Origin of the sequence: Zoogloea sp. LCSB751 (genome assembly GCF_002028455.1) — a bacterium.
Classification (GTDB): domain Bacteria; phylum Pseudomonadota; class Gammaproteobacteria; order Burkholderiales; family Rhodocyclaceae; genus Zoogloea.
Genome location: NZ_MWUM01000699.1, coordinates 1 through 231 on the forward strand (window position 1 = coordinate 1; position 231 = coordinate 231).

Genomic DNA, 231 nt, shown 5'->3' on the forward strand with positions numbered 1-231 from the left:
AACGTTGAGCCCCTGGGCTTTGGCTTCTTCCTGGGTGAGGAAGATGCTGGGGCATGGGATCGACCAGTCGATGATGTCGGCAGCAATGCGCCATGGCAGTAGCTTGCCTGATTTCACCTCTTTACTGGCGGGATCGCCATGGGTCGGTTTGGGCCACACGATGGGGGCGCCATCCCGGCGAGCAATCAGGAACAGGCGCTTGCGGATAGTGGGGGTGCCGTAGTCACTAGC

At 60.6% G+C, this 231-nt stretch carries 1 pseudogene; it reads right to left on the reverse strand.

The window, feature by feature from the left end:
• Positions 1-231 (reverse strand): annotated as a pseudogene (locus B4920_RS28235) (DNA cytosine methyltransferase); the annotation flags it as partial.